26 protein-coding genes, 1 tRNA gene and 2 pseudogenes are annotated in these 23,086 nt (G+C 66.4%); 12 read left to right on the top strand and 17 right to left on the bottom strand.

The window, feature by feature from the left end; all coding sequences use genetic code 11:
• Positions 1 to 34 precede the first annotated feature (34 nt).
• The 3 genes from MU852_RS16960 to MU852_RS18335 form a co-directional block, all read right to left on the bottom strand.
• Positions 35 to 445, bottom strand: coding sequence for an HPF/RaiA family ribosome-associated protein (locus MU852_RS16960; RefSeq protein WP_249750531.1), 411 nt, complete (start codon positions 443 to 445; stop codon positions 35 to 37).
• A 78-nt stretch (positions 446 to 523) separates the two neighbouring features.
• Positions 524 to 2,053, bottom strand: a complete 1,530-nt coding sequence (locus MU852_RS18340) for an AAA family ATPase (protein ID WP_249750530.1) — start codon at positions 2,051 to 2,053, stop codon at positions 524 to 526.
• 116 nt (positions 2,054 to 2,169) lie between these two features.
• Entirely contained in the window at positions 2,170 to 3,381 is a 1,212-nt protein-coding gene (locus MU852_RS18335; RefSeq protein WP_249750529.1) for a Clp protease N-terminal domain-containing protein, read from the bottom strand.
• Between the two features lie 809 nt (positions 3,382 to 4,190).
• On the opposite strand from MU852_RS18335, the pseudogene MU852_RS16945 reads away from it, so the two are divergent.
• Positions 4,191 to 4,475 (top strand): annotated as a pseudogene (locus MU852_RS16945) (transposase); the annotation flags it as partial.
• Between the two features lie 46 nt (positions 4,476 to 4,521).
• Here the strand turns inward: MU852_RS16945 and MU852_RS16940 are convergent.
• Positions 4,522 to 4,848, bottom strand: a complete 327-nt coding sequence (locus tag MU852_RS16940; RefSeq protein ID WP_249750528.1) for an ArsR/SmtB family transcription factor — start codon at positions 4,846 to 4,848, stop codon at positions 4,522 to 4,524.
• A gap of 343 nt (positions 4,849 to 5,191) precedes the next feature.
• On the opposite strand from MU852_RS16940, the gene MU852_RS16935 reads away from it, so the two are divergent.
• Positions 5,192 to 6,709, top strand: coding sequence for an alpha/beta hydrolase (locus MU852_RS16935; RefSeq protein ID WP_249750527.1), 1,518 nt, complete (start codon positions 5,192 to 5,194; stop codon positions 6,707 to 6,709).
• A 298-nt stretch (positions 6,710 to 7,007) separates the two neighbouring features.
• On the opposite strand, the gene MU852_RS16930 is transcribed toward MU852_RS16935, so the two are convergent.
• The 4 genes and pseudogenes from MU852_RS16930 to MU852_RS16915 all read right to left on the bottom strand — a co-directional run bounded on the left by MU852_RS16930 (position 7,008) and on the right by MU852_RS16915 (position 10,417).
• Positions 7,008 to 7,691: a TolB family protein gene (locus MU852_RS16930; protein WP_249752006.1), complete on the bottom strand. Its 684-nt coding sequence runs from the start codon at positions 7,689 to 7,691 to the stop codon at positions 7,008 to 7,010.
• A 385-nt stretch (positions 7,692 to 8,076) separates the two neighbouring features.
• Positions 8,077 to 8,673, bottom strand: a pseudogene (locus tag MU852_RS16925) (radical SAM protein); the annotation flags it as partial.
• 236 nt (positions 8,674 to 8,909) lie between these two features.
• The gene (locus MU852_RS16920; RefSeq protein ID WP_249750526.1) at positions 8,910 to 10,103 is read right to left on the bottom strand and encodes an ImmA/IrrE family metallo-endopeptidase; all 1,194 of its coding nucleotides are present in this window, start codon (positions 10,101 to 10,103) and stop codon (positions 8,910 to 8,912) included.
• A complete protein-coding gene (locus tag MU852_RS16915; RefSeq protein WP_249750525.1) occupies positions 10,100 to 10,417 on the bottom strand; it encodes a type II toxin-antitoxin system HigB family toxin in 318 nt (105 codons plus the stop codon). Before MU852_RS16915 ends, MU852_RS16920 begins: the two co-directional genes overlap by 4 nt.
• 135 nt (positions 10,418 to 10,552) lie before the next feature.
• Here MU852_RS16915 and MU852_RS16910 point away from each other — a divergent pair, with 135 nt between their 5' ends.
• The 3 genes from MU852_RS16910 (at position 10,553) to MU852_RS16900 (ending at position 11,410) form a co-directional block, all read left to right on the top strand.
• The gene (locus MU852_RS16910; RefSeq protein ID WP_249750524.1) at positions 10,553 to 10,693 is read left to right on the top strand and encodes a hypothetical protein; all 141 of its coding nucleotides are present in this window, start codon (positions 10,553 to 10,555) and stop codon (positions 10,691 to 10,693) included.
• Between the two features lie 67 nt (positions 10,694 to 10,760).
• On the top strand, positions 10,761 to 11,036 hold the full coding sequence (locus tag MU852_RS16905; RefSeq protein ID WP_249750523.1) for a hypothetical protein: 276 nt from the start codon (positions 10,761 to 10,763) through the stop codon (positions 11,034 to 11,036).
• Complete coding sequence (locus tag MU852_RS16900; RefSeq protein WP_249750522.1) at positions 11,036 to 11,410, top strand: hypothetical protein; 375 nt, start codon at positions 11,036 to 11,038, stop codon at positions 11,408 to 11,410. Before MU852_RS16905 ends, MU852_RS16900 begins: the two co-directional genes overlap by 1 nt.
• A 438-nt stretch (positions 11,411 to 11,848) precedes the next feature.
• Here MU852_RS16900 and MU852_RS16895 read toward each other — a convergent pair.
• From MU852_RS16895 to MU852_RS16860, 8 genes are all read right to left on the bottom strand, one after another.
• Positions 11,849 to 11,925 (bottom strand) — tRNA-Pro (locus MU852_RS16895).
• A 60-nt stretch (positions 11,926 to 11,985) separates the two neighbouring features.
• A complete protein-coding gene (locus MU852_RS16890) occupies positions 11,986 to 12,411 on the bottom strand; it encodes a MerR family transcriptional regulator (protein ID WP_249750521.1) in 426 nt (141 codons plus the stop codon).
• Between the two features lie 5 nt (positions 12,412 to 12,416).
• Positions 12,417 to 12,725, bottom strand: coding sequence for an integration host factor subunit alpha (locus MU852_RS16885; RefSeq protein WP_249750520.1), 309 nt, complete (start codon positions 12,723 to 12,725; stop codon positions 12,417 to 12,419).
• An 89-nt stretch (positions 12,726 to 12,814) separates the two neighbouring features.
• Positions 12,815 to 13,792, bottom strand: a complete 978-nt coding sequence (locus MU852_RS16880; protein WP_249750519.1) for a beta-ketoacyl-ACP synthase III — start codon at positions 13,790 to 13,792, stop codon at positions 12,815 to 12,817.
• Complete coding sequence (plsX, locus tag MU852_RS16875) at positions 13,789 to 14,862, bottom strand: phosphate acyltransferase PlsX (protein ID WP_283843698.1); 1,074 nt, start codon at positions 14,860 to 14,862, stop codon at positions 13,789 to 13,791. The genes MU852_RS16880 and plsX overlap by 4 nt, the downstream gene beginning before the upstream one ends.
• A gap of 97 nt (positions 14,863 to 14,959) precedes the next feature.
• Positions 14,960 to 15,286, bottom strand: coding sequence for a YceD family protein (locus MU852_RS16870; RefSeq protein ID WP_249750517.1), 327 nt, complete (start codon positions 15,284 to 15,286; stop codon positions 14,960 to 14,962).
• Between the two features lie 137 nt (positions 15,287 to 15,423).
• Complete coding sequence (locus tag MU852_RS16865) at positions 15,424 to 15,846, bottom strand: ubiquinol-cytochrome C chaperone family protein (RefSeq protein WP_249750516.1); 423 nt, start codon at positions 15,844 to 15,846, stop codon at positions 15,424 to 15,426.
• Positions 15,846 to 16,013 carry a hypothetical protein gene (locus MU852_RS16860; protein ID WP_249750515.1) on the bottom strand — a complete coding sequence of 56 codons (168 nt, stop codon included), beginning with the start codon at positions 16,011 to 16,013 and terminating at the stop codon, positions 15,846 to 15,848. The genes MU852_RS16865 and MU852_RS16860 overlap by 1 nt, the downstream gene beginning before the upstream one ends.
• A gap of 93 nt (positions 16,014 to 16,106) precedes the next feature.
• Between MU852_RS16860 and MU852_RS16855 the strand changes: the two genes are divergently transcribed.
• Entirely contained in the window at positions 16,107 to 16,586 is a 480-nt protein-coding gene (locus MU852_RS16855; RefSeq protein ID WP_249750514.1) for an outer membrane protein assembly factor BamE, read from the top strand.
• A gap of 121 nt (positions 16,587 to 16,707) precedes the next feature.
• Here the strand turns inward: MU852_RS16855 and MU852_RS16850 are convergent, their stop codons facing one another.
• Entirely contained in the window at positions 16,708 to 18,855 is a 2,148-nt protein-coding gene (locus MU852_RS16850) for a sodium-translocating pyrophosphatase (protein ID WP_249750513.1), read from the bottom strand.
• Positions 18,856 to 19,198: 343 nt separating this feature from the next.
• Between MU852_RS16850 and hemA the strand changes: the two genes are divergently transcribed.
• From hemA to MU852_RS16820, 6 genes are all read left to right on the top strand, one after another.
• A complete protein-coding gene (gene hemA, locus MU852_RS16845; protein ID WP_249750512.1) occupies positions 19,199 to 20,425 on the top strand; it encodes a 5-aminolevulinate synthase in 1,227 nt (408 codons plus the stop codon).
• Positions 20,422 to 20,607, top strand: coding sequence for a DUF6898 family protein (locus MU852_RS16840; protein ID WP_249750511.1), 186 nt, complete (start codon positions 20,422 to 20,424; stop codon positions 20,605 to 20,607). Before hemA ends, MU852_RS16840 begins: the two co-directional genes overlap by 4 nt.
• A gap of 78 nt (positions 20,608 to 20,685) precedes the next feature.
• Positions 20,686 to 21,969, top strand: a complete 1,284-nt coding sequence (gene glyA / locus MU852_RS16835; protein ID WP_283843696.1) for a serine hydroxymethyltransferase — start codon at positions 20,686 to 20,688, stop codon at positions 21,967 to 21,969.
• 7 nt (positions 21,970 to 21,976) lie between these two features.
• Positions 21,977 to 22,447: a transcriptional regulator NrdR gene (nrdR, locus tag MU852_RS16830; RefSeq protein WP_249750510.1), complete on the top strand. Its 471-nt coding sequence runs from the start codon at positions 21,977 to 21,979 to the stop codon at positions 22,445 to 22,447.
• Positions 22,447 to 22,620, top strand: a complete 174-nt coding sequence (locus MU852_RS16825) for a hypothetical protein (RefSeq protein WP_249752005.1) — start codon at positions 22,447 to 22,449, stop codon at positions 22,618 to 22,620. Before nrdR ends, MU852_RS16825 begins: the two co-directional genes overlap by 1 nt.
• Complete coding sequence (locus MU852_RS16820; RefSeq protein ID WP_249751988.1) at positions 22,539 to 23,066, top strand: RibD family protein; 528 nt, start codon at positions 22,539 to 22,541, stop codon at positions 23,064 to 23,066. Before MU852_RS16825 ends, MU852_RS16820 begins: the two co-directional genes overlap by 82 nt.
• Positions 23,067 to 23,086 lie beyond the last annotated feature (20 nt).

The raw sequence follows: 23,086 nt of genomic DNA, 5'->3' as shown, positions 1-23,086 counted from the left end.
ACGGTGTTATAGACCGTATCGAGATGATCCTCGATCAGGTCGAAGAAGAAGGCGCGGCGGTCGGCTTCCGCCGCATGCCGCGCGGGCGGCAGGGGGCGCCGATCCGGCGCCGGCGGGCGGGACGCTTGTACTCCGGCTCGTGCTTGAGGCGCGCCACATGCCGATCGACCTGGTGGCGCAGGTCGGCAAAGGCCTTGCGCAGGACAGGCTCGATCTCGAACCCCTCTTCCTGCGCCGCGATCACGCCCGAGGGCAGTTGCAGGCGCAGGCTGACCTGGATGCGCGTCTTGCCGCTCGTCTGGGAGGCGACGACTTCGAGCCGGACGAGATCCTCGCGGAAGCGTACAAGATGCGGTTCAAGTTGCCGCACCTCTTCCTCGATGACCTCAGGCGCGCGCTGTTGGCCGTGCCGGTCGAGATTGCGAAATGCTCTGATGACTTCCATGCCGTATGACCTTGCTTGTCGCTTTTTGACGAAATGAGCCGGCGCGACCGTCATCGCGCCGGCCAGTCCTTCACGACGTCATCCGGTAGACTTATCGCCCTTGGACTGCTCCTTGTCATTGGCGTCGACTGGGACATCGGGCGTCGGAGCGTCCGCCTTGTTTTCGGCAACTGCGCTGGACTCGCCGATCCCGGCCTGGGCCGGATCGTCCGGGCTGTCGTCACCGGTGTCTCTTGCGATCTTTTCGAACACGATCTTCTGTTGGTCCGCTGACCAAGCGACGCGGACCTTGTCGCCATCCTCGATCCGCCCCGAGAGCAGTTCGCGAGCCAACTCGGTCTCCAACTCCGACCGGATCAGCCGGCGCAGCTCGCGGGCACCGAATTCGGGACGGAAGCCGACCGCGCCGAAGTGATCCACGACGCTCACATCGAATTCGAGTTCGACGCCCTGGGTAAGGGCGGTCCGCTTCACCCGGTTAAGCTGCAACTCGACGATCTGGCGGATCTCCGACTGGTTCAGCGAATGGAAGACGATGATCTCGTCGATCCGGTTGATGAACTCTGGCCGGAAATGACCCCGCAACACCTCCATCAGTTCGGATTTCTGCTTGGCCTCGTCGAACTCACTGCTGCCGCGTTTCGTGAGGTTGCGCTGAATGATATCCGAACCGAGGTTCGAGGTTGCGATGATGATGGTGTTGGTGAAGTCCACCACGCGGCCCTTGCCGTCGGTCAAGCGGCCATCGTCGAACACCTGAAGCAGGATGTTGTAGACATCGGGATGCGCCTTTTCGATCTCGTCGAGGAGCACGACCGAGTAGGGCCGACGGCGCACCTTCTCCGTCAGCTGCCCGCCTTCGTCGTATCCGACGTAGCCCGGAGGTGCGCCAACCAACCGGGCAACCGAGTGGCGCTCTCCATACTCCGACATGTCGATACGGATCATCGCATCCTGATCGCCGAAGATCACCTCGGCGAGCGTCTTGGCCAGTTCCGTCTTGCCAACCCCGGTTGGCCCGAGAAACAGGAAGGTCGCGGTCGGACCGGAATCTTCGCGCAGACCCGCACGCGCGAGGCGCACCGCATCGGCCACGGCGCGGATCGCTTCTTCCTGGCCGATGACGCGCTCGTGCAGCTTCTCCTCGAGCTTGAGGAGCTTGTCCTTCTCCTCAGCGGTCAGCTCCGTGACCGGAACGCCGGTGATCTTGGAGACGATCTGCGCGACATGATCGGCGCGCACCTCGGCGGTCGCCGAAGCCTGGTCGCGCTTCCAGATTTCCAGAAGCTCGTCCAGCTCCTTCTGCTTCTGCTCCAGCTCCTTCTTCAGTTCCGCTGCTCGGTCGAATTGCTTGCGGGCGGCGGCATAGTCCTGCTCGCGCTTGATCTGCGCTACCTCGGCCTCCAGCTCCTGGACGTCCACGGGGCGCGCTGTGGCGCTGATCTTCACCCGTGCGGCGGCCTGGTCGATCAGGTCGATCGCCTTGTCAGGCATGAAGCGGCCAGTGATGTAGCGGTCCGAAAGCTCGGCCGCCGCGACGATGGCCTCGTCGGTGATCGTCACCTTGTGGTGCGCTTCCAGCGTGTCGCGCAGACCGCGCAGGATCATGATGACCTGAGCTACCGTGGGCTCCTCGACATAGACCGGCTGGAAGCGGCGTTCGAGCGCCGCATCCTTCTCGATGTACTTCTGGTACTCGTTGAGCGTCGTCGCACCGATCAGGTTCAGCTCCCCCGCGCCAGCGCCGGCTTGAAGGTGTTAGCGATGTCGAGACCACCTTCGCCGCCGCCCTGGCCGGCGCCGACGATGGTGTGGATCTCGTCGATGAACAGGACCAGGCTGTCCTTCTCCTCGGTGATCTCCTTGAGGATCTTCTGGACTCGCTCCTCGAACTCGCCGCGATACTTCGACCCGGCCACCATCGAGTTGATGTTGAGCTCGACCAGCCGCTTGTCGCGCAGCGCCTCGGGCACTTCACCCGCGACGATCCGTTGTGCAAGTCCCTCGACGATGGCGGTCTTGCCCACGCCGGGCTCGCCGATCAGCACCGGGTTGTTCTTTTTCCGGCGGGCCAGCACTTCGATCGTCGTCTCGATCTCGCGGGCGCGGCCGATGACAGGATCGAGCTTGCCCTCGCGGGCGAGCTTCGTCAGGTCACGGCTGAACTGGTCGAGATCGGGCGTGCTGGAAGGCGCCCCTACGCGGCCCTCCTCGGCTCCCTTGCCCACGACCTTGGTCACCTGCTGGCGAAGCGCCTGCGGCGTCAATCCGTATTTGCGCAGGATCGACGCGGCCAGCCCTTCACCTTCCTCGGCAAGGCCGATCAGCAGGTGCTCGGGACCGACATAGGAATGGCCGAGTTCGTTCGAGGCGATGAAGGCCCGGTTCAAAGCGTCCTTCAGGCGAGGACTGACGCCGATTTCGCCCTCCGCCTTGGCCTCTCCACGCTTCGCTTCCTTCTCGATCTGGCGCCGCAGATCGTCCACATCGACCTTGAACTGTTCCAGGATCGTCTTGACGACGTCAGACGAGGTCAATGCCAGAAGCAGATGTTCAGTATCGACCTCGCTGCGCCCGAATTCCCCGGCCTTCTGTGCGGCCTCCTGCAGCAGCTTGTTGCCCTGTTCGCTCAGCCGGTCGGCGATGGTGCGTCCACCGCCGCGCCGCGACCCACGCCGCGGCGCACCCTCGCCGAAGGTGGCGTCGGCGGCAGCGTCATCGCCGTCACCCATGGAGCCGAGCGTGCCGCCTCGCTGCGGACTGTCACCAAAGAGACTGCCGAAACCGCTCTCGCCGAAGAATTCGTCAAGAAGGGAACGCCGTCCGAACAGGGACTCCAGGGGAGAGGCGCTGCGACCCGACCGGCGCGCCATTTCGCTGTAGTGCTGATCGCACAGCTCCATGTTCTGAACCCTGCCGTTCACCGACGCGCGCACGCGCGCCGTCGCCGGGCGACCGCAAATATCGCAAGCTCCGTTTGCCATTCGTCTTCTCCGTTTCTTTATCCAGTCAGGGTTGTTCGCCGATCATCTGCGCCAGTGACAGTGTCACGCAGCGACCGCTTCCGTTCTTTTCACCTTGGACCCAACTGCCACAAGATCGGGCTCGTCCAGTGTCTCTCGTTGCAGGAGATCCGGCGCCGATTGCTCGGGAAGATCCAGTCTTCCTTTTCATACCGATTTGCTCCCTCTAGCGTGAAAGCTGCGCACGTATGCACTCGAGAAGTGCGAGAAGGACACGCCTCTCGTCGACTGATAGGTCCGATAAGATGTATTCCTTCAACGCCGCTCGTCGGGGATCTAACTCTCGCATGATTTTTTGCGTCTTTCTCGTCGGCACAACGATCTGCGACCGCCGACGATTCGGTGACGGCGAACGCTCAACCCAGCCGCCGCGCCATGCGGTCCACAAGTTGCGGGGCTGTCGCACTGCCGACTTCCAGTCGCGCCGCGGGGTCGCCGATCGCGAGGCCCGGAACTCGTCCACATGGGAGACTGCCATCCACGACAGTCGCGTCTGACCGGTCTCACGGCTTTCATCGTCGATCCGGTGCTGGATGTGCTGGGCGACCCGATGGGACGTCGTCCCGATCAACGCATTGTCGGATGCAATCATCGTTTGACCTCCAATGATCTGTTGGTCGTCGCGAAGCTCCATTAGACGCCGATAGAGATTGAAATGCTAGGCTCAGGACCCATTGATGTGAGGCGTGCGATCTGATTCAGGATCCTGAGGAGTCTGGATCATGAGTGACCTGTATTGGCTGACGGACGAGCAGATGGCTCGGCTGGAGCCCTTCTTCCCCAAGAGCCACGGCAAGCCGCGCGTTGACGACCGCCGGGTGTTGAGCGGGATCATTTTCGTGAACCGCAACGGTCTGCGCTGGCGGGATGCGCCGGCGGCCTATGGGCCGCACAAGACGCTCTACAATCGCTGGAAGCGGTGGAGCGAAGCGGGCGTCTTCGTCCGGATGATGGAGGGGCTGTCCGGCGCCCAGACCGAACGTCGGACTGTCATGATCGACGCGACCTAGACCCGCTCAATCGAGAAGGTCTCGTGGGAGACGGTCGTGCTCATCAGTTGTTTCCTTGTTTCAAGAACTGGCCGAGGTCGTCGAGGCGTTGGGCCCAACCACGGCGGTGCTGCGTCACCCAGTTCTCGACCCAGTCGAGGGCGTCGGGCGAAAGATGCACGGTGCGCACCCGTCCGCGTTTCTCGCTTGTGACCAGTCCGGCTTCCTCAAGCACCCTCAGGTGCTTGAGGAAGGACGGAGCCGCCATGTCGAACGGCGCCGACAGTTCGGAGACGGATGCCGGCCCCCGAACCAGTCGCTCGACGACCGCGAGCCTTGTGCGATCACCCAGGGCCGAGAACAGGATCGCTGCATGCGGAGAGTTAGCCATACGGCTATCTGATGAGGCGAACTTTTACTGTCAAGTCAATTAGCCGAATGGCTACCGAACAGCGCCCTTAAAATACAGTCGTCGGGCGTCCTGGCGCGACCGCTGCGTGAAAGTACATGAGGCCCAAGGTCGCCAAGGTGCGGAAAAGATGGCTGACCACCATACCAACGCCAGTCAATCCTCAACCTGTCGGAACCTCATGCATCGACATATCCTCTTGTCTGGGTGCGCCGCCCTCGTCGTCGCCGTCTCGTCCGCTTTCGCGGAGAGCGGCGGACAAGGGCGAAGGCAGCCGGACCCCGCGCCCATTGTGATCGGCGCCTCTTGGACGCTGTCCTCGGCCGTGCTGGGCGACACGCGCCAGGTCAACGTCTGGACGCCAGCCGCTCAAGCCAGGGACGGTCGACGCTACACGGTCCTCTATGTCCTCGACGGCGCACTCGACCAGGATTTCCAACACGTCGCGGGACTGGCGCAGCTGGGCGATCTCAGCTGGACCTTCGAGCCCGTGATCGTTGTCGGCGTCCAGACGCGCAACCGACGCGCCGAGCTGACGCCTCCGGCCTCCGACGCCCGCTATGTCTCGGCGTTTCCCGAGGCTGGCGGGGCGGCCGCCTTCCGACGCTTTCTCGAGACGGAGGTGATTCCCTTCGTGGAGGCGCGGTACCCCGCGTCCGGCCGGCGGGCGCTCGCGGGCGAATCGCTCGCGGGCCTGTTCGTGGTCGACAATCTTCGAATCCCGACCCTCCGAGCGACCCTTCGGCGCGTTCGAAGCGCCCCGGGCCGGTCCATCACCAGTTCCAACGCCAACCCCGGAAGACCGTCAATGCGCCTGAAACAGATGATCCGCGCACTCCTGATCGGAGCATCCCTCGCCGGTTGCGAGATGCAGCCGGGCGCCGGCCCGTCCAGCAAAACTACGGTCGATGCACCGGCGGGGACCCGCACCGTCCGCTCGGCGGATGGGACCGAGATCGCCTTCGCCGTCGCGGGCGCGGGCCAGACGGCGCTGGTGTTCATCCACGGCTGGTCCTGCGACTCCGGCTACTGGGACGCACAGGTCCCCGCCTTCTCGAACCAATACACGACGGTCGCCGTGGACCTGGCGGGACACGGCCGGTCGGGCGCGGAGCGGCGGAGGTGGTCGATGGCGGCCTATGGTCAGGACGTCGCCGCAGTGGTCCGGTCGCTGCCGCACCGGCGCATTATCCTGATCGGCCACTCCATGGGCGGTTACGCCGCCCTCGGGGCCGCTCGTCTGCTCCCCGAGCGGGTGATCGGCGTTGTTGGAGTGGACAGCCTGCAGGACCTGGACGGCCAGGCGACCGACGAGGCCGGGGCGGAGATGCTGCTGGCCGGGCTGCGACGGCAGCCGATGGAAACCACTCGCGGCTTCGTCCTCGAGACGTTTTTCACCGAACGGTCCGACCCCGCCCTCGCCCGCCGGATCGCCGACGACATGGCGACCGCGCCCCCATCGGTGTCCGTGCCGTCCATGGAGGCGCTGATGCGCTACGACCCGAAGCCGACGGCTTCGGCCCTGCGAATGCCGGTCGTCGCCATTATCGGCGAGATGATGCCGGTCGATGAAACCGCTGCAAAAAGGCTGGTTCCCGGCTTCCGCGCCCGGAAGATCTCCAGGGGCGGGTCATTTCGTTCAAATCGAGGAGCCCGATACCTTCAACGCCGAACTTCGGTCGGAGCTCGCCCGGATCGAGGCCGGCCGAACCAGCGCCGGACAGACCGCCGCGGCGCGGCAAGGCTCCACTTTCCACCCGTCCCCAGTGACCTCGCCCTCGCCCTCGATGGCCACGCCCTGACAGCCGGCGGCCCGCGCAGGGTCCGGTCCCGCCGTCCGTGACGCCCACCGCCGGCGATCCGCCTGGCGGCGGCCGGTCGCCGCCCGTCCGGAAGCGGCTCGCCAGATGCCGGCTTTCCCTCGTTCTCGCGGAATTTTCAGTCTCCGGCGGAGGCCGTGCATGGCGGCCAGGCGAGGTCGGGGTCTGATCGCAGATCGAACAGGTGGAGTTCTCCTGATCGACTCGGATCGGCTTGGGCGAAAAGAAGCCGGTCGCCTCCAGGCGACTGCAGCGGTCCGACCTGGAACACGTCGTCCCGGCCGGGCCCCCGCCCGACCTCGACCCACGCGCCGTTCCGTTTCACGAAGCGGTAGAGGTGCGATCTGGCGCCTCGGTCCGACACCAGAACCATGGACGACCCATCCCCGGTGACGTCCGCCTCGTAATCGTTGGCCACGGTGCTGACCGGGGCCCGACGTTGCGGACCGTCCACTGGCCCGGGCGGTCCTCGGTCGCGGCGTAGATGTCGCTCTGACCGTAGCCGCCCGGCCGGTCGGAACCGAAATAGAGCGTCCCGTCGGCGGTCACCCTGGGCAGAAGTTCGGCGTGTTCGGAGTTCACCGGTTCGGGCAATCTGACAGCCGGCCCCCAGGCCCCGTCCGCCCCGCGCTCGACATGCCAGATGTCGAAGTCCTCGCGGTCCGGGGCCTGGCGCGACGAGATAAAATAGAGACGCCGGCCGTCGTGCGTCACGAAGGGGTCGGCCTCGATCACCGGAAGCGGAAGCCCGAAGGGCGCCGGCTGGGGCGACGACCAGTCGCCGGCTTGACAGGTCGACCGCAGGATCCGGTAGTTCCGGAAGTTGCGGTCGGCGGCCACGTAATACATCTCCCGTCCATCGGGCGTGAATGTCGGGGAGGACTCGTAGTTCTCGGTCGAGACGGCCTGCGGCGTCCACGGGACCGGCGACGCCCCCGCTCCCGGATTCGTGGCCGGCGCGCAGCCCGGCAGGGCGACGAGGGCGGTCAGCGACACGAAAGACATCAGCCGCGCCATGCGAACGCCTCCGCCAGACACTCGACGATCCGCGCGGCGTGCCGCCCCTCTCCTCGAACGCCTCCCCCCGCGCATTCAGATCGAGGATGTAGTCGAGCGCCGCTTCATAGAAGACGGCGAACTCGGCCATGTCGTACCCGATCGCCCGACGCGTCTTCAGCGCGAAACCGTAAGGACTGACTGGCCGAAGGAAGATCGAGGGGAAGCCGAGGGCCCGGTAATGGTCGATCAGTCGTATCGGATCCGACAGGGCGGCGCGTGTCAGGGTCGGTAGGGCGCTGACGCCTTCGGGGCCCAACACGGCCCTCGCACGCTCCAGGGAGGTGATCGTCCGCGCCCAGCTGTCCCGCGTGGGATTGGGACGATTGCGGTCGTGCAGGTCCGGCGGCCCATCGATCGAGGTCGACAACCGGATCTGGTGATCGCGACAGAATAGGAGGTCCTCGTCCGACAGATGATGGAGCGTCGACACCATCGAGAAGCTGAGGCGACGCCCGACGGTCTCAGTCCGCTGCAAGGCCTGTTCGACGATCTGCTTCACGAGGTCGAACCGCAGGGCGGGCTCTCCTCCCTGGAACTCGATCGTCAGATCCGGCGAGGGCGACTCGAACACCCGATCGAGGGCGGAGGCGGCGTCCCGCCTCGACATGTCGAAACCCGAGGCGTCCACCGCCGCGCGCGAGACCTGACAGTACTGGCAACTGTGATCGCAGCGCAGGGTGACGACGAAGATGTGGAGCGAGGGCCCCTCCAGCAGGAACGATTTCCGAGTCGCATGGGCCGCTCGCTCCAGATCGGTCCACTGCTCCGGTCCGTGATCTTCGAGCAGGCTTCGCCCCTCAAGATCCCTGAACCTCGGCTCGCCGGGCGTGAGCTCTCCCTTGAGCAGCCGGACGTGGGTATCCGCATCTAGGACCGCGTAGTCGCCGAAGTCGTTGCTGACGAGGACCCGCTCGCCGTTGGGGTCCAACTGGGTTGATCTGCGCAACAAGACCTCCCCTTCCCGTCACGGTTGCGAGAGAACCCGGTTTCGGTTTTCCGTGCAAGACCAATATCCCGTCACGCGTAATCTGGTCCACTTCGCCGGGCGGCAATATCAGGGCGGCCTAGTGGTGCGCCATGAGCTGACCTGCGCGGATTGCCCAAATAGCAGACCTCTCGACAGTGTCGGATCTTCGGTCCGGTACGGCGCACAGGCCGTTGCTCTTACCGGGTTGCCGACGGCACGACATCAGGAAAGTTTGGTCGGACGGTGCCGTGCCCAAGCATTTTGGAAAACTTGCGATAGTCCCGGTGCGTCATCTGCCAGCGGCCGGCGACGATTGCGGGATTCACGCCCATCTGCCGTGCAAAGGATTGAACGTCAGCAAGGCTCGCATAGGCGCCTTTGCGACTCCACGCGTCCCACTCTTCGTCCGGAATGAGCGCCACCCGGGCCAACCTGTCTGCCTCGTTCTCGAATTCCTCGGAACTGCTGATGTCGAGGTCATCCAGGATGTAGGTGCGATCGGCCGTCAGGTGGAAGGCGACGTGAGCGAGTTCATGCAGAAGCGTGAACCAGAAATTGTCGATCCGATCGCGGCGTAGGGTGAGCGCGATGACCGGCACGCCGTCTCTCGGCCGTCTTAAAGCGGCCCCGTCCAAATGCGTGCCAGGAAGATGTGGCAGGACAACCAGGATGATCCCGAGGTCGTTCAGCATCGCCTTCGCGCGCTGCGGGCCGTCGCTATGGACGCTGAGCCTGGCAAGCTCCCGCACGACCTCAAACTTCCGGATTGCATTCTCGTCGAAGTTCCCAGCCGTTGTCTCGTTTTCCGAAAGCAACAGAACAGCCGCGCACCAAGCATGCACTGCAGTGAAATCGGTCTTCGCGTTGGTGCGCTCAGTTCTCGTTTTTCGGAGCATCGCTGGCGCCGCGGCACCGCAGACCGCTCTGGCCAGAAACGCGTCAAACGACTCCTTGGCGTTCATGAGGCCCCAGGCGACAAGCTGCTTGGCTGCCGGCTTGGCGAGTTCGAAACCGCCCTTTTCGCCAGCCTTCGGCTCTTCGCGGATCAGAACCTCAGCCGGTATCCCGAGATGTTCATTCAACGAGCGGATCATGCTGATTGAGAGCGGCCGGGCTCCACTGAGCACCTCGGAAACGCGTGAACGCGAGCCGATGTAGCTTTCCAGATCGCGCGCCGTCAGTTCGCTCTGTTCCATGCGAAAGCGGATGGCCGCCAGAGGCGTAGGCAGCGCGATCGGATAGCGATCGCTTTCATAGCGCTCGATGAGCGTCGCCAGGACCTCCAGCTCGTCCCCTTCGGGCGTACCCGGCTCGGCGTCGATCAGCTCTTCGACGCGAGCGAGATTGGCTTCGTAGTCGCTCTCGGTGCGAACAGGCTTCACCATCATCATGACCGACCTCTTCCGCCAACGGTTGCCGCGTCGATTTCGTCGTATTCCGCATGGGATCCGACGAACTTGATCAACACGATCCCCAGCCCGTAGTTCAGGTGGACGACAAGCCGATGTTTGTTGCCGCCAATATTGAAGACCACCCGGTTATCGCTGACGAAACTCGCGGAGCGATAGCGGGCCTTGATGTCTGCAGGTGATCGCCAGGCAGCCGACTTTGCTTCGGCGTACCAAGCCTTGAGAGGATCCTCGGCGTCCTCGCGCCCCGGCCGCTCCCAATACTCCTGAAGCGCCCCTCTCGTGATCACACGCATGACACTAGCTTATCCGACTCGCATTGTCAAGTTAACGGTCCCATGATGGGAACAATGATATTGCGCCCATTTTGGGAACAGGACATAGTCGACGGGTGAACGGCGATTCCCGTCGCTCCGCAGAGAAACCATCCAATGACCAAGCAAAGAAACGAAACCACCTCGCCGCGCGCCGCCAGCGCCGCCGGAAAGGTGCTCAGCAATCCCAAGTCGTCCGCCGCCGCCAAAACTGCGGCGGCCTCGGCGCTCACCCAGGCCCGCAACAAGGGCAAATGATCGGAGCCCTCGCTGGCGGCCGTGTCCCGCGCGGCCGCCAGTCACCGCCTTCCAAGGACACCAATCCATGCCGACGTTCGGTTTTTCCGCCTATCTCAAACTGCTCTCTCTAAATGAGAAGCCCCGCGGAACCGCGATCCGTGGCCGGGTTGCAGGTGGGAAAGGCGGCTACGATTTCCACCGCAGCATGAAACGGGGGGCGTCCCGATTTCTCGGAGAAGAAGCGTCGCTCGATGAGATCCTGCAGTCTCTGACCTCCATCAAGCGTGCGCCGGAACGGTCGTCTGCGAGCCAGGCCCTGAAGCGCCTTGCGACGTGGCGCGCGGCCAATCCGGGGAGCTGATGACGTTCAAGCCGGCGACCTACGCGCACGCTTCCGGTCTGTTCAAAGTGACGTTCACACCGGACTTCGGAATACGCCTCGGTCGCACCTCGACCGCTGTCCATATCTGGAACACCGCTCAGCCGGCTATCAACGCCCGCACGGTCTACTCGGCCTTGTCGCTGTTTCCTGAGCTTTACGACGAAGGCAACGCCCCGGATGACTTTGCACTCCTCTCACTGAGGGAGCCCAAGCTCTACCGACTGAGCGAGGCTGGACGGTATGCGAGCCTTGGCGAAAGCGCGGCCGAGAATGTCGCCGAAGGTTTCCGCAAGGCGATCGAAGATGCAGGACGAAAGGAAGATCCCGACCAGCCGATTGCGCCGCACGGCTAGTGGACATTGCTCGAATCCTCCGGGCCGTGGAGACACAACCTCCCATTCTGCAGCAGTTGCATCACCGTGGCCGCATTTACAGGGAGCAGTTGAAGGCTACCGGCCGGTGGGGCCTCGTCGCAAAGCGGACGCTCCCAAGGTCGCTTTCGAGTCAGCAACAGTCATTGAGCCGGGCCAGGGCAGCCGGACATCGATACTCGTTCTTGGCAATGCTCAGGGCATGGCCGACGTGCTTCCCAGGCCCGAGACTCCCCAAGCCCGTCGCGGCACCCGAGAAAGCCGGGCAGACCTTTGAAAAGCGGCGACACGGGTAGGGAACCGCTGAACAAGTCACGAGAGCGAATCGCAGCTTGTGCCCCATATGTGCCCCACGGCGGAACTGCGAAGGGGCCGCCGTACGGCGGCCCCTTCAAAACCATTCCAAATCAATGATTTAGATGGTCGGAGCGACAGGATTCGAACCTGCGACCCCTTGACCCCCAGTCAAGTGCGCTACCAGGCTGCGCCACGCTCCGAAGGCGCTCCCTATAGACGGGCGGCTCGCCGGCCGCAAACCCAAAAACCGGGTTTTCCACCTACTGTGAGAGAACGGCGTCCAGCCGGGCCCTGGCCTGCTCCAGATCGGCCAGGACGGCGCGCAGCCGGGCGCTGTCGGCGGGCGTTTCCACGCCTTGCGTCGGCGCGGCAGGCGGGGGCGGCGGCGCATCGCCGTCGTCGATCAGCACGGAGGCCTCGGCGCCCAGCAGCTTCTTCAGCCCCTGGTCCTTGTGCAGGCGCTGCACGCCGCGAATCGTCAGGCCCTCGTCGTGCAGCAGGCGTTTGACGGCCTTGAGCACCGCGATGTCGGCCGGGCGATAGAAACGCCGCCCGCCCGCCCGCTTGACCGGCGCGACGAAGGCGAACTTGGTCTCCCAGAACCGCAGCACGTGCTGGGGCGCGCCGACTTCCTCGGCCGCCTCGGAAATGGTGCGAAAGGCGTTGGCGCTCTTGGGCGAGGCCACGGCGATCAGTCTTCCAGGACCGCGTCGTGCACACGCCCCTTCATGATCTGCGAGGCGCGGAAGCTGATGACCCGGCGCGGGCTGATCGCGGCGGGTTCGCCGGTCTTGGGATTGCGACCCATGCGGGCGCGCTTCTCGCGCACCTGGAAGACGCCGAAGCCCGACAGCTTGACCGTCTCGCCGCGCTCCAGCGCGTCGACGATCAGATCCAGGGTGCGCTCGACCAGCTGCGAACACTCCTGGCGCGACAGTCCGACTTCCGCATGAACCGCTTCGCACAGGTCCGCGCGCGTGAGGGTCTGCTGTCCAGCCATGACGACCGCCTCCCTGATTGCCTACCCGACTACCTTGCGCCGCATAGAGACGCGAAACCCGCCGGAAATCAATGGGCCCCGCGCGCTTGCTACAGTCGGACCGCGCAGGCGCCCCAGGTCAGGCCCCCGCCCATCGCCTCCAGCAGGACCATGTCGCCCTTCTTGATGCGGCCGTCCTGGATCGCGGCGTCCAGCGCCAACGGGATCGAGGCGGCCGAGGTGTTGGCGTGCATCGCCACGGTCGAGATCACCTTATCCTCGTCCAGGCCCAGCCGGTCGCCGACGCCCTTGATGATGCGCTGATTGGCCTGGTGGGGCACGAACCAGTCGACGTCGGACACCTGGATGCCGGCGGCCTCGCAGGCGGCGGTGATGCCTTCGGCGATGTTGACCACGGCGTGGCGGAAGACCTGGTTGCCGGCCATGCGCAGGTGGCCGACCGTGCCGGTCGAGGCCGGGCCGCCGTCGACGTAGAGCAGGTCGGTCTTGGTTCCGTCGGCGCGCAGGGCGAAGCCCAGCATCCCCTGGTCGGCCGCCGTCCCCTGCCCTTCGCGCGGCTCCAGCACCACGGCCCCGGCGCCGTCGCCGAACAGGACGCAGGTGGTCCGGTCGGTCCAGTCCATCAGCCGAGTCATCTCCTCGGCGCCGATGACCAGGGCGCATTTCGACAGGCCGCGCGCGACGAAGCCGTCGGCGACGCTCAGCGCATAGACGAAGCCCGAACACACCGCCTGGACGTCGAAGGCGATCCCAACCGGCGCGCCCAGCTTGCGCTGGACGATGGAGGCGACGGCCGGAAAGGTCATGTCGGGCGTGGTGGTGGCGACGATGATCAGATCGACGTCGGCCGCCGTTTTGCCGGCGTCGATCAGGGCCTTCCTGGCCGCCTCGACCGCCAGGTCGCTGGTCGGCTGGTCGTCGCGCGCCTTGTGGCGCTGCTTGATGCCGGTGCGTTCCTGGATCCATTCGTCGGAGGTGTCGACGATCTCGGCCAGGTCGGCGTTGGTGACGATCTGCTCCGGCAGGAAGGAGCCGACGCCGGTGACGGCGCTGCGGGTGACGCTCACTGGGGGGTGTCTCCAGAGATTTCGCCGGCGGGGGCGGCGTGGTCGAACACGGCTTCCAGCCGGCCCAGGTTGGCGCCGACCTTGGTCATGTAGTCACTGCGCGCCAGGTCGACGGCGATGCGGATCGCATTGCCGAACCCCTTGGCGTCGGCGCCGCCGTGGCTCTTCACCACGATGCCGTTCAGCCCCAGCAAGGGGCCGCCGTTGATGGCGCTGGGGTCGATCTTTTCGCGCATCCGGCGCAGGGCGGGCATGGCGATGGCCGCGCCCAGCTTGGCCTGAAGGTTCGAGGTCAGCGCCTCGCGCAACAGGGCCGAGACGTAGCGCGCGGTGCCCTCGGCCGTCTTCAGGGCGATGTTGCCGGTGAAGCCGTCGGTGACGACCACGTCCACCGTGCCCTTGCCGATGTCGTCGCCCTCGACGAAGCCCTGGTAGTTCAGCTCGAACGGCCCGTCGCGCAGGATGGCGTGGGCCTCCTTGACCTGCTCATTGCCCTTCATGTCCTCGGACCCGACGTTCAGCAGGCCGATGCTCGGGCGCGCCACGCCGTGGACCGCGGTCTGGAAGGCCTCGCCCATGATGGCGAACTCGACCAGCTGTTCGGCGTCGCTGCCGATGTTGGCGCCGACGTCCAGCACCGCCGTCACCCCCTTGAAGGTGGGCCAGCTGGCGACGATGGCCGGACGCTCCAGCCCCGGGGCCGCCATGCGCAGGATCAGCTTCGAGATCGCCATCAGGGCGCCGGTGTTGCCGGCCGAGACGACGCCGCCGGCCTCGCCGGTCTTCACCGCCTCGATGGCGTTCCACAGGCTGGAGCCCTTGCCGCGACGCATCGCCTGGGCCGGCTTCTCGTCCATCGCCACCACCTTGTCCGTGTGGCGGATCTCGCAGAGTTCGGTCAGGCCGCAGCGCGACAGCTCGGGCGCGATCGCGGCCTCGTCGCCGTGCAGCAGGAAGCGAACGCCCTGCCCGCCGTGGGTGCGGAGATAGCTGCGGACGCCGGGCACGACGACGGACGGCCCGTGATCGCCGCCCATGGCGTCAAGCGAGATCGTTACTGGGGCTGGCAATGGGACCTCGTATGGCCGCGTCGTCTTGTCGCGACGCCTCATGGGGGGCGCGGGACGATAGCGCCTCGGCCGGGGATGCAACCAACCGGCCGCTAGGTCAACCTCGGCCTGGGTCGCCGCCCGGCTTCAGGGCCTTCAGCGCGGCGAAGGGCGAGATCTCGGCCGGCTCGTCGGGCTGGACAAACGCGGCGCCGGCCTTGCGCGGGAATGGGTCCAGCGACAGGGCCAGCTGTTCGACGGCGTATTGGCCCAGGTCGATCTTGCCGTCCTCGATCGGATCGACGTCGTCCTCGTCCAGCGTCACCTCGATCTCCTCGGCCTCCTGCGGCGCCGATTCGACCAGCTGGATGGAAAAGCGGCGATCCACGTCCAGGGGCAGCGGCTCCAGCGTCAGGCCGCAGGTCTGGACCGCATGGGCCGTCACCCGACCCTTCAGCGTCCAGGCGCTGGACGTCGGCGTGGGGGCCAGTTCTATCTCGGCGACGAAGCTCTCCAGCCCCTGCAGGTCCAGCGACCGAGCAATCCGCTTGCGCGCATCGGCGTCCGGTTCCAGCCGCCGGCTCAGGCCCGCGCCGATCTGGTTGATCTCGCACCGTGTCGGTGAAAGGAAGGTCTTTCATGGCTCTCTAGACGTCGCCCCCAGGCGGGCCGGGCCAGCACCGCGTTGAAATCCTGCGCGCCCAGCCCCGTGCGGGCCGCCAGGGCGTAGCGCGCCAGCGCGCCGGCGTGTTCCGCCGCGTCCGCGCCGTAGACGTTGCGCGCCAGGGCCTGGGCCAAGGCCTCCGCGTCGCCCTGGCGCAGCGGCCCTTCATAGGCGGTCATCCGGCCATACAGCGCCTCGCCCAGCTTGCGCATCTTCTTGCCGACCGAGATGTCGCCCACGCCTTCCTCGCGCAGGGCGTGGTCCAGCGCCGACACATAGACGTCGAACAGGGTCTGGGCGGTTTCCTGGCCGCGCACGGTGTCCTCGTCGCGCAGACGCATCACCAGCAGCAGGACGTGCAGGGTGTAGAGTTCGATCGCGCGTCGATCCGGTCCTCAACCCCCAGTCGGGTGTAGAAGGCCGGATTGCGGGCCTGGGCCACGGCCAGGGCGTAGAGATCGTCGCCGATCCGGCCGCCGGGCCGCGTCTTGAAGAGGTGTTTCAGCATGATGTCCCGCACGGCCCCTTTTACGCCGCGACGTTGAACTAGGACGCGGGTCCGTCTAGGTCAAAGACCTTGTTCCCTCGCAGGCGCCCGATCATGTCCCGTTTCGCCCCGCTTCTCGTCGCCGTTTCGCTGGCCGGCCTCAGCGCCGCGTGCGCGCCGACCATCGGCAACAACGGCTTCCAGGCCATCGACGCCAAGCCCCAGGACGTGGTCGCCGGCACGGACACCAAGGAAACGGTGCTGGCCAAGCTGGGCTCGCCGTCCACCACCTCGACCTTCGAGCCGGACCAGGTCTGGTACTACATCAGCCAGACGACCGAGAAATACACCTACAATCGCCCCGTCATCTCCCAGCGCACCGTCACCGAAATCACCTTCGAGGACGGCGGCGACAAGGTCGCGGGCGTGCGCACCCTGGGCCTGGCCGACGGCGAGCAGATCGCCATGAATTCCAACGAGACGCCCACGCGCGGCCGCTCGCTGACCGTGCTGGAACAGCTGCTGGGCAACGTCGGCCGCGGCCAGCTGCCCCGCACCGAGGAAGACATCCCCGGCCAGCGCCGCCCGGACTAGGACCGCCAAGGCGCCGGATTGGCCTCAGGCCGCAGGCCACCGCGTCGCGCGCACAGGCCCGAAAGAAAAAGCCCCGGAGATCGCTCTCCGGGGCTTTGGTCTTTTCCGGGACCAGGCAGGATCAGCCGACCGTGCCGCTGGCCAGCACCGCCAGCAGCAGCAGGGCCACGATGTTGGTGATCTTGATCATCGGGTTCACCGCCGGGCCCGACGTGTCCTTGTAGGGATCGCCCACGGTGTCGCCGGTGACGGCGGCCTTGTGCGCCTCGGATCCCTTGCCGTGGACCACGCCCGCCTTGTCGGTGAAGCCTTCCTCGATCACCTTCTTGGCGTTGTCCCAGGCGCCGCCGCCCGACGTCATCGAAATGGCCACGAACAGGCCGGTGACGATCACCCCCATCAGCATGGCCCCCAGCGCCGCGAAGGCGTTGGCCTTGTCCGAAATGGCCAGGACGGCCACGAACAGCACGATCGGCGACAGCACCGGCAGCAGCGACGGCACGATCATCTCGCGGATCGCCGCCCGGGTCAGGATGTCGACCGCCCGGCCGTACTCCGGCTTGACCTGATAGGTCATGATGCCGGGGTTCTCGCGGAACTGGCGGCGCACCTCGGCCACGACCGATTCGGCCGCGCGGCCCACCGCCATCATCGACATGCCGCCGAACAGGAAGGGCAGCAGCCCCCCGAACAGCAGGCCGACCACGACATAGGGGTTGGTCAGGTCGAAGGCGATCGGCCCCATGTCGGCGAAGAACGGATAATCCGCCGGATTGGCCGAAAAGTACTGCAGGTCCGACGTATAGGCCGCGAACAGCACCAGCGCCCCCAGGCCGGCCGAACCGATGGCGTAGCCCTTGGTCACTGCCTTGGTGGTGTTGCCCACCGCGTCCAGGGCGTCGGTCGAATGCCGCACTTCCGACGGCAGGCCCGCCATTTCGGCGATGCCGCCGGCGTTGTCGGTGACGGGGCCGAAGGCGTCCAGCGCCACGATCATCCCCGCCACGCCCAGCATGGTCGTGGTGGCGATGGCGATGCCGAACAGGCCCGCCAGCTGGAAGCTGGCGACGATGCCGACGATGATCGTCAGCGCCGGCAGCGCCGTGGCCTCCAGCGAGACGGCCAGGCCTTGGATCACGTTTGTGCCGTGGCCGGACACCGAGGCGTTGGCGACCGAGCGCACGGGGCGCGAATGGCTGCCGGTGTAGTATTCGGTGATGACCACGATGGCGGCGGTCACCGCCAGGCCGACCATGCCGGACCAGAACAGGGCCATCGGCTGGATCTCCAGGCCCCCGACCGTGACGATCGGGCCGGTCACCATCTGGTCGATAACCCACCAGACCGCGCCGATGGACAGCACGCCGGTGACGATCAGCCCCTGGTACAGCGCGCCCATGATGTTGTTCGACTTGCCCAGCCGCACGAAGAAGCTGCCGATGATCGAGGTGACGACGCAGGCGCCGCAGATCGCCAGCGGCAGGGCCATCATCGCCCCGACATAGGGTTGGTCGCGGAAGAAGATGGCCGCCAGCACCATGGTCGCCACCGTCGTCACCGCATAGGTCTCGAACAGGTCGGCGGCCATGCCGGCGCAGTCGCCGACGTTGTCGCCCACATTGTCGGCGATGGTCGCGGCGTTTCTGGGATCGTCCTCGGGGATGCCGGCCTCGACCTTGCCCACCATGTCGCCGCCGACGTCGGCGCCCTTGGTGAAGATGCCGCCGCCCAGACGCGCGAAGATGGAGATCAGCGAGGCGCCGAAGCCCAGCGCCACCAGGCCGTCGATCACCTCGCGGCTGGTCGGGGCCAGCCCAAGGTGATGGGTCAGCACGATGTAATAGCCCGACACCCCGATCAGGGCCCCGCCCGCCACGAACATGCCGGTGATGGCGCCCGAGCGGAACGCCAGGTTCAGCCCCTTGGCCAGGCTCTCCGACGCCGCCTGGGCGGTGCGGACGTTGGCCCGCACCGAGATGAGCATCCCCGCATAGCCCGCGGCGCCGCTGAGCACCGCGCCGATCAGGAAGCCGACCGCCGCATAGGGGCCGATCAGGAAGAAGGCGGCGATCAGGATCACGATCCCGACCAGGCCGATGGTCATGTATTGCCGCTTCAGATAGGCCGACGCCCCTTCCTGAATGGCGGCCGCGATCTCTCGCATCTTGTCGTTGCCGGCGCTGGCCTTCATCAGCACGCCGGTCTGGACGGCGCCGAACAGCACCCCCAGCACGCCGGCCGCGAAGGCGAGCGAAAGATAAATGGTCATTGGCGTTTCCATGCCCTTGCAAAGTGAAGCGCACGGACCCTTGGCGCGGCGGGCGTTATCGCCTCTATCCGCCTTCCGGTCCCCCCGAGCGCGGCGGACGCACCAGCGCGTCCCTTTGGGAATTGCAGGGGCGAGCCTGTCACGGGGCAAACGATGGCGCAACGGGGGTATTCAAGCTTGGCCTTGCACCGAATGGCGCGGCCGCCCTCCCTCGCCGCGCCCAATCTGAGAACCGTTATCAATTAAGGGTTTGGGGCGTTTTGTCCACGTCGGGGACATGGACAAGCCCGTCCGAGCGGCGCAAATACCGGGGCACGTCGCCATAAGCGAAAGAACGCGTCTCTTGTTCGACTATAAGGCCGCCTTTCAGAACTCCGTGGAGCAGGTCCGCAGCGAGGGCCGCTACCGGGTCTTCGCCGACCTGAAGCGCGTGCGCGGCCAGTTCCCGCGCGCCACGCGCCGCAGCGCGGACGGGTCCGAGCAGGACGTGGTGATCTGGTGCTCCAACGACTACCTGGGCATGGGCCAGCATCCGGCGGTGCTGGACGCCATGCATGGGGCGCTGGACGAGATGGGCGCCGGCGCCGGCGGCACGCGCAACATCTCCGGCACCACCCGCCCCGCCGTCGACCTGGAGGCCGAGCTGGCCGCCTGGCACCACAAGGAAGCGGCGCTGCTGTTCACCTCGGGCTATGTCGGCAACGAGGCGACCCTGTCGACCCTGCAGAAGATCCTGCCGGGCCTGATCACCTTCTCGGATTCGCTGAACCACGCCTCGATGATCGCCGGCATCCGCCACGGCGGCGGCGAGCGGCACGTGTTCAAGCACAACGACCTGGCCCATCTCGAGGCCCTGCTGGCCGATGCGCCAGCCGACGCGCCCAAGCTGATCGCCTTCGAGAGCGTCTATTCGATGGACGGCGACATCGCCGACCTGAAGGGCACGATCGCCCTGGCCAAAAAGTACGGCGCCCTGACCTATCTGGACGAGGTGCACGCCGTGGGCCTGTACGGCGACACCGGCGCGGGCGTGGCCGAGCGCGACGGCGTGCTGGACCAGATCGACATCATCGAATGCACCCTGGGCAAGGCCATCGGCGTGATGGGCGGCTATATCGCCGCCGACGCCGTGATCGTGGACGCGGTGCGCAGCTGGGCCTCGGGCTTCATCTTCACCACCTCCCTGCCCCCGGCCCTGACCGCCGGCGCCCTGGCCTCGGTGCGTCACCTGAAGGCCCACCCCGAACTGCGCGACCAGCACCAGGAGCGCGCGGCGACGCTGAAGGCCCGGTTCGAGGCCGCCGGCTTGCCGGTCATGGCGTCGGAGAGCCACATCGTGCCGGTGCTGGTGGGCGATCCGGTCCACTGCAAGATGATCTCGGACATGCTGCTGGAAGACTTCGGCGTCTATGTCCAGCCGATCAACTATCCGACCGTGCCCAAGGGGACCGAGCGGCTGCGCTTCACCCCCTCGCCGAACCACACCGATGCGATGATGGATCACCTGGTCCAGGCGATGGACAAGCTCTTCTCCCACTGCAACGTGGCGCGCCGGCCCGTCGCCGCATGACGTCCGGCGACGACCTCGGAGAGGTCATCGTCGAGTTCGTCCGCAACGGCCCCTACGTCAAATGCTCGGCCATCCATGTCGCCTCCGGCCGCGAGGTCAGCGCCATGGGCCCGGCGAACGAACCAAAGGCCGTCGAACGCGTGGCGATCGCCAAGCTGAGGCGCGTGCTGGGCCACGGTTGAGCGCGTTCACCACAACATGTTGTGGTTCTTCCCGCCGCGGCCTAGATAGGCCAGCTTTCGATTTGCGGGGATTTCAGCGTGACCGCCTTCACCCACGACGCCTATTTCACCAAGACGCTCGCCGACGCCGATCCGGACGTCTTCAAGGGCATCCAGGGCGAACTGGGCCGTCAGCGCGAACAGATCGAGCTGATCGCGTCGGAGAACATCGTCTCCCAGGCGGTGCTGGACGCGCAAGGCTCGGTCCTGACCAACAAATACGCCGAAGGCTATCCCGGCCGTCGCTACTACGGCGGCTGCGAATACGTCGACATCACCGAGGACCTGGCCCGCGAGCGCGCCAAGACGCTGTTCGGCGCCGCCTTCGCCAACGTCCAGCCCCACTCGGGCGCCCAGGCAAACCAGGCGGTCTTCTTCACCTTGCTGCAGCCGGGCGACACCTTCCTGGGCATGGATCTGGCCTGCGGCGGCCACCTGACCCACGGTTCGCCCGCCAACCAGTCCGGCAAGTGGTTCCGCCCCGTCACCTACAAGGTGAAGGAAGACGACCATCTCATTGATTACGATCACGTCGCCGAGATGGCCGAGCGGGAAAAGCCCAAGCTGATCCTGGCCGGCGCCAGCGCCTACAGCCGCCACATCGACTTCAAGCGCTTCCGCGAGATCGCCGACAGCGTCGGCGCCTATCTGATGGTCGACATGGCCCACTACGCCGGCCTGGTCGCCGGCGGCGTCTATCCCGACCCGATCCCGCACGCCCACGTCGTCACCACCACCACGCACAAGACCCTGCGCGGCCCGCGCGGCGGCATGATCCTGTCCAACGACGCCGACCTGGGCAAGAAGATCAACTCGGCCGTCTTCCCCGGCCTGCAGGGCGGCCCGCTGGAGCACGTCATCGCCGCAAAGGCCGTGGCCTTCGGCGAGGCGCTGAAGCCCGAGTTCAAGCTCTACGCCCAGCAGGTGGTCAAGAACGCCCAGGCCCTGGCCGCCGTCCTGGTCGAGCGCGGCCTGGCCATCGTCTCGGGCGGCACCGACAGCCACCTGATGCTGGTCGACCTGCGGCCCAAGGGCGTGACCGGCAAGGCCACCGAGCACGAGCTCGAAAAGGCGCTGATGACCTGCAACAAGAACGGCGTGCCGTTCGACACCGCCCCCTTCACCGTCACCTCGGGCGTCCGGCTGGGCACGCCGGCCGGCACCACGCGCGGCTTCGGCGAGGCCGAGTTCCAGCAGATCGGCCACTGGATCGCCGACGTCGTCTCGTCGATGAACGGCGGGGACGAGGCCGATCCCGCCCTGGTCGCCGGCGTGGCGGCCCAGGTGCGCGAACTGACGCACCGCTTCCCCATCTACGGATGACCGTCCGATGAAGTGCCCCTTCTGCGGTCATCAGGACACCCAAGTGAAGGACAGCCGGCCGTCGGACGACGGTTCGGCCATCCGACGCCGCCGGTCCTGCCCCAACTGCAACGGGCGCTTCACCACCTTCGAGCGGGTGCAGCTGCGCGAACTGGTCATCCTGAAGCGCAACGGCCGCCGCACCCCGTTTGACCGCGACAAGCTGGAGCGCTCCCTGGGCGTGGCTCTGCGCAAGCGCCCGGTCCACGCCGACCAGATCGAGCAAATGGTCAACCGCATCGTCCGCCAGCTGGAAAGCCTGGGCGAGACCGAAATCCCGTCCAGCGTGGTCGGCGACTTCATCATGAAGGCGCTGAAGGGCGTCGATGAGGTCGCCTACGTCCGCTACGCCTCGGTGTACAAGGACTTCCGCCACACCGGCGACTTCGCCAAATTCCTGGGCGACGAAGGCTTCGACGAGCCGCCCGGCAAGGCCTGATGCGCGTCACCCTCAAGCTGGCCACCTCCCTGGACGGGCGCATCGCCACCGCGTCCGGCGAAGCCGCTGGATCACCGGCGAGGCCGCGCGGCTGGAGGGCCACCGCCTGCGCGCCGCCCATGACGCCATCCTGGTCGGGGTGGAGACGGTGCTGCACGATGACCCCGAACTGACCGCCCGCCTGCCGGGCCGCGCGGTGGATCAACCGTTGCGCGTCGTCCTGGACAGCCGGCTTCGCACGCCCGCGACGGCGAAGCTGGCGGGCGAGAACACCCTGATCCTGACCGCCGCCCCGCCCGCGCCCGTCGGCGCCGCCCGGGTCCGCCAGGTCGAGACCGAGGACGGCCGGCCGTCGATCCCGGCCGTCCTGCGGGCGCTCGACTCCGCTGGCGTCGCCTCCCTCCTGATCGAGGGGGGCGGCCAGGTCGCGGCCTCGTTCCTGCGGGCCGGGGCGGTGGATCGGCTGGAATGGTTCCGCGCCCCGATCCTGCTGGGGGCCGAGGGGCGGCCCTGCGTGGCCGCCCTGGCGCTTGCAAAGCTGGCCGACGCCCCCAAGTTCCGTCGCCTGGGCGCCGCGCCCGCCGGAGACGATCTGTGGGAACGTTACGACCGACTCTGACGCCGCACGGGCCGTCGACC

Source organism: Brevundimonas albigilva (assembly GCF_023503965.1).
Taxonomy (GTDB): Bacteria; Pseudomonadota; Alphaproteobacteria; order Caulobacterales; family Caulobacteraceae; genus Brevundimonas; species Brevundimonas albigilva.
The sequence above is the reverse complement of the archived record's forward strand: the minus strand, read 5'-3'. Positions and strand labels throughout refer to the sequence as shown.